4 protein-coding genes are annotated in these 4,042 nt (G+C 50.5%); 1 reads left to right on the top strand and 3 read right to left on the bottom strand.

What is annotated here, in order from left to right; translation table 11 throughout:
• From JRI95_16535 to JRI95_16525, 3 genes are all read right to left on the bottom strand, one after another.
• Positions 1-715 (bottom strand): hypothetical protein (locus tag JRI95_16535; GenBank protein MBW2063151.1); only part of this gene is annotated, 715 nt, incomplete at its 3' end.
• A 485-nt stretch (positions 716-1,200) separates the two neighbouring features.
• Entirely contained in the window at positions 1,201-1,413 is a 213-nt protein-coding gene (locus tag JRI95_16530) for a twin-arginine translocase TatA/TatE family subunit (protein MBW2063150.1), read from the bottom strand.
• Between the two features lie 109 nt (positions 1,414-1,522).
• Positions 1,523-2,986 (bottom strand): CoA-binding protein, encoded by a 1,464-nt coding sequence (locus JRI95_16525; GenBank protein ID MBW2063149.1) that lies wholly within the window; start codon positions 2,984-2,986, stop codon positions 1,523-1,525.
• 78 nt (positions 2,987-3,064) lie between these two features.
• Between JRI95_16525 and JRI95_16520 the strand changes: the two genes are divergently transcribed.
• Complete coding sequence (locus JRI95_16520; protein MBW2063148.1) at positions 3,065-3,712, top strand: PHP domain-containing protein; 648 nt, start codon at positions 3,065-3,067, stop codon at positions 3,710-3,712.
• Positions 3,713-4,042: the final 330 nt, after the last annotated feature.

Below are 4,042 nucleotides of genomic sequence, written 5' to 3'. Positions count from 1 at the left end.
TATCGTCTTGCTGATGAGCCCACAAATATTGTCTAAAATTACTGCTAGGCTCTATCCAATAATCAAAGGTCCAAAATAATTCATCTTTATCTTCAGGAATCGTTTTAAAATGTGCTTTAATAGCTTCTTTCCTTCTTTCATAATACCCTGACGTACCAAAATCCTCGGGTAAGAAAGTTGAAATAAGCTTTCCTTTAATGCTATTATCAAATGCACTTCTGTCACCAAATGACGCCAAACGGTTTAGCTTATCCGAGGGATCTTGAATCAATAACCACATAAATACGCCAAAAATCACATGAAAGGGCACGCTTTCGGTAACAAGTACGTTGTATCCGAGCTTATCTAAATATCGTTTTACATATTCCTCAGCTGAGCATATAGTTTTACCATTTAGAATACTGACTTTGCGGTTTGGTGATTTAATATAAACTCCCTCCAGTTTAATTACCTCAACGTTGTACTTTAATATTATTTCGTTCTGCGATTCTTCTTTGTATGTATATTTGGGAGTTTTCATATGGAACTCATTTATTTCTTTCACAACCTCGCGCTCAATATCTTTGTACATGTCCTTGTGAGTAAGCATTGCTTCTAGCCAATCGCTATAGCCCTCTTTACGAGACCAATTTTCAAACCTTTTTATGGTTTCAAATGCAATCTCTCTCCAATAGTATCGATGTACTTTTGATTCTCTCCCGTATATCTCTTCCATGGGGTACGCTTTTTCTGGGAGTCCTCTGCATTTATCACAGATATTTTTTTGGAATCCGATTGTTATAGGTGTCCTTCTCTGACTCTTTAACTCTGTAGCTTCGCTTATTTGATGGGGAAGATACTTTCGTGCAAACTCTTCGTCACAAGAACACATCATAACATTTCCACAGTCCTCACATTGATACTTTCGAATATATACGTAAGGATTCAAAAGCTTGACTCTTTTATGCGTGCAATCTGACATTTGTCCTTGGCTTAATCTTTATAAGCGCTAATAAGCGCTAACAATAATTATCCGCCTGTATAAACTGGCTAAAGCAGGTTGTTTTCTTCTGTATAAGCCGATTTATGTGAATCTTCATTCATGGCTTTATCTGGTAATTCAATAAAAAGGCAGGTTCAATTAGAAGAGGCAGACGCGGGTGCAAGCGGCGCTCGCGATCCATAACAGGATGTAAACATCAATAAAGGCCTGCCCGAATCTCAGGATGCGGACTTTTCCTCGTTTTTTTGCTCCGAGGCGACTTCATCTTTTTCCGGGGTAACGTCAATCTCCTTGGCCTCTTTGGACGCCAGGCGAAAGTTGGATATGCCTTTGCCCAATCCGGAGCCGATCTCAGGCAGCTTCGAGGCGCCGAAGACGACCAGAACGATGGCCAGGATGATCAAGAGTTCCCACATGCCCAAACCAAACATATCAAATAATCCTCCCCTTAATTACTTGCAATGACATTATAGATTAAAAGTATCAGGGGTGCAGAAAAAAGTCAAAGGAATTCACGGTGATCGCCTGGATTCTGTCCGGCTAGGGCCGCTTGGCCTTCAAGGCGTTTCGGATGCCTCGGAGGGCCCTTTCGGCCCCGGTGAAAACCGGAATCCCCTCTGCCTGAAATTGAAGGCGCATCTTCCTGGACACGGATTCTACGTTTATATTTTCAGGCTGGGTGGCTCTGTTTTCAAAGGCCATTGCCACATCCTTACCGGTCTGCTTTTTAAGCCGGGACATTATTTCGAGCAGGCCTTGCAGGTAGCTTCCCGCGGGCGGCGAAGGGAGGCCGATCATCTTGGGGAAGACCTGACTGGTCACTTCCAGGGGATGGAGAAGCATCACCATCACCAACACGTCCATTGATTCCTTGGTCAGGATTTCCTTGATCAGGGGTTCCAGGACTTCCAGAGGCAAGACCGGCGTGCCTGTGTCCAGCGGATTGAGCACGCTGTTGCCCGGCGCGGGCAGCCGCTTCCTCAGGCGCGCCTGCGTTTCAGGGCTGAACCTCGGGACCTCCAGACCGAAACGGTGCGCCAGGTCCGAGGAAAAAACACCAATGGCCCCGCCGCCGCCGGCCAAGGCAATTCGTCTTCCTCTGCTTTTCAGAAATGCCAGGGCCGTCAGCGTGTCAATCATCTCATGCAGCCCCTGGACCGGCACGGCTCCAGCCTGGGCCAGAGCGCCGTTCCAGACCCTGGCTTCCCCGCCTAAAGACCCGGTGTGACTCTGCGTCGCCCTGCTTCCCAGGGGAGTCAGGCCGCCCTTCCAGATGACCACGGGTTTTTTCGGGGTCAGCTCTCTAACGATCTCGAAAAATTTACGTCCGCTTTCCACCCCTTCAAGATAGGCGGCCACATAACCGGTCTCCGGGTCATGCGCCAGGTATTTCAAAAGCTCAACCGCATCCAGGTCACAGCCGTTTCCAAAGGATATAACCTTGCTCAGACCCAGGCTGGCAATCTGGGCCTCATGTCCAAAGTCACAGGCCCCGCCGCCGCTCTGGGAGAGCATGGCTACCGGGCCTGGCTTCTTGGAGAAATCAAATCCTGGCAGCATGCTGATCCCCCCGCGTGAGCTGTGGATGCCGAAGCAGTTGGGGCCTATGACCCTGATTCCCTGCTCAGCGATGCGGCTGATTTCTTCCTGAAGGGCCATGCCTTGACTTTCCCCGGTTTCAGCAAAACCGGAGGTGTGAATCTGCGCCCCTGGAACCTTGTGCTTCAGACATTCCCGGAGGACTTCAGGCACGGCGTGAGCGGGCACGGAGATCGAGGCCAGGTCCACCGGCCCTTGCACCTCGCTCAGGTTCCGGTAAATCTTCAGACCCGCCACCTCGCCTCCCTGGCGAGAGACAGGATAAATCCGCCCTTGATAACCATAGGCCAGGAGACTCAAAATGATTGACTGCGCAAAGGCCCCGGCTCGGCTCACGCCTCCAAATACGGCCACGCCCCGGGGGTTGAACATCCGGTCCAACTGCTGTCGTTTTTCAGGACTCATAAGCATCCGCCTTTCTTCAAACCGTGTGAGTATACTTGTTTCTCAGCTTCATTTCCATTAGTATGCCTCAGCAGGTGCATGATGTTCAAGGTAGATCTTCACGTTCACACAGTCTTAGGAGGAGATTCCTCGATAGAGCCGGAGGAACTGGCCGCCCGCTCGCGAGAAGTGGGGCTGGACGCGGTCTGCGTGACAGAACATAACTCATACTCCCTGAGCGCGCCTTTCAAGGCGATTTCCCGCCGGGCCGGGTTCCCCATCTTTCGCGGCATGGAATATAATGCGGCCGAAGGGCATCTCCTGATTTACGGGGTAAAGGCCGGGAAGGGGGACCTGCCTCCGAAGTTCCCGATGCAGAAGGCCGTGGACTGGGTGCATGAGCGGGGCGGCATTGCCATCCCGGCCCATCCCTTTCAGAAGGACATCCTGGGCCGACGCCCGGGCGAGCGGGTCCTGGACCTCAAGGGACTCATGGCTCTGGAAGTGATGAATGGAAGCGCGTCCTTTGAGGAGAACCGCATGGCCGCCGAGGCCGCCGAACGCCTGGGCATCAACGGCATCGGAGGCTCGGACGCCCACGGCCTGCTGGTCCTGGGCCGGGCCTACACCCAATTTCCCGACGCCGTCAGGACCGAAGAAGAGCTTGTCCACGCCTTAAGGAAAGGTGAGTATGCCGCCTCCTGGAACGAGGATTATTACGGGGCAGACCGGCGGGACTGTTTGTAAGAATCGGTCCGGGGTTAAGTAGTTCTTAAAACAACTGTCCTGATTAAAAACCCTGGGACTGCCTCGTGGCTTAACGCTTCTAAGAAACTGTTTTTCCTGTTTCAGAATTTACCAGTATGAAACACATCGAATTTGCACGTTTTTTTAAATTAATATGACCCGTTGTTTATAAGCGCGTTCATAGTCGTCTTGGCCTTTATTGACATATGAAAGACTAGAAATATACGGGCGGGGATAAACCCCGCCCCTCAAGTTTGGCCTTTTCATTTATAAGCTCTGATTGAGTTTGGAGTCCTTTTTTAGTTTAAGTACAGGTGTATAGGACAGCTG

It is taken from the genome of Deltaproteobacteria bacterium, assembly GCA_019308995.1.
Taxonomy (GTDB): Bacteria; Desulfobacterota; Desulfarculia; order Adiutricales; family JAFDHD01; genus JAFDHD01.
Note: the sequence above shows the minus strand (reverse complement) of the source record. Positions and strands in the feature narration are given on the sequence as shown.

Bases quoted from the DNA above. Each gene is read 5' to 3' on its own strand.
- JRI95_16530 (MBW2063150.1), bottom strand. From the start codon at position 1,413: ATGTTTGGTTTGGGCATGTGGGAACTCTTGATCATCCTGGCCATCGTT.
- JRI95_16525 (MBW2063149.1), bottom strand. From the start codon at position 2,986: ATGAGTCCTGAAAAACGACAGCAGTTGGACCGGATGTTCAACCCCCGG.
- JRI95_16520 (MBW2063148.1), top strand. From the start codon at position 3,065: ATGATGTTCAAGGTAGATCTTCACGTTCACACAGTCTTAGGAGGAGAT.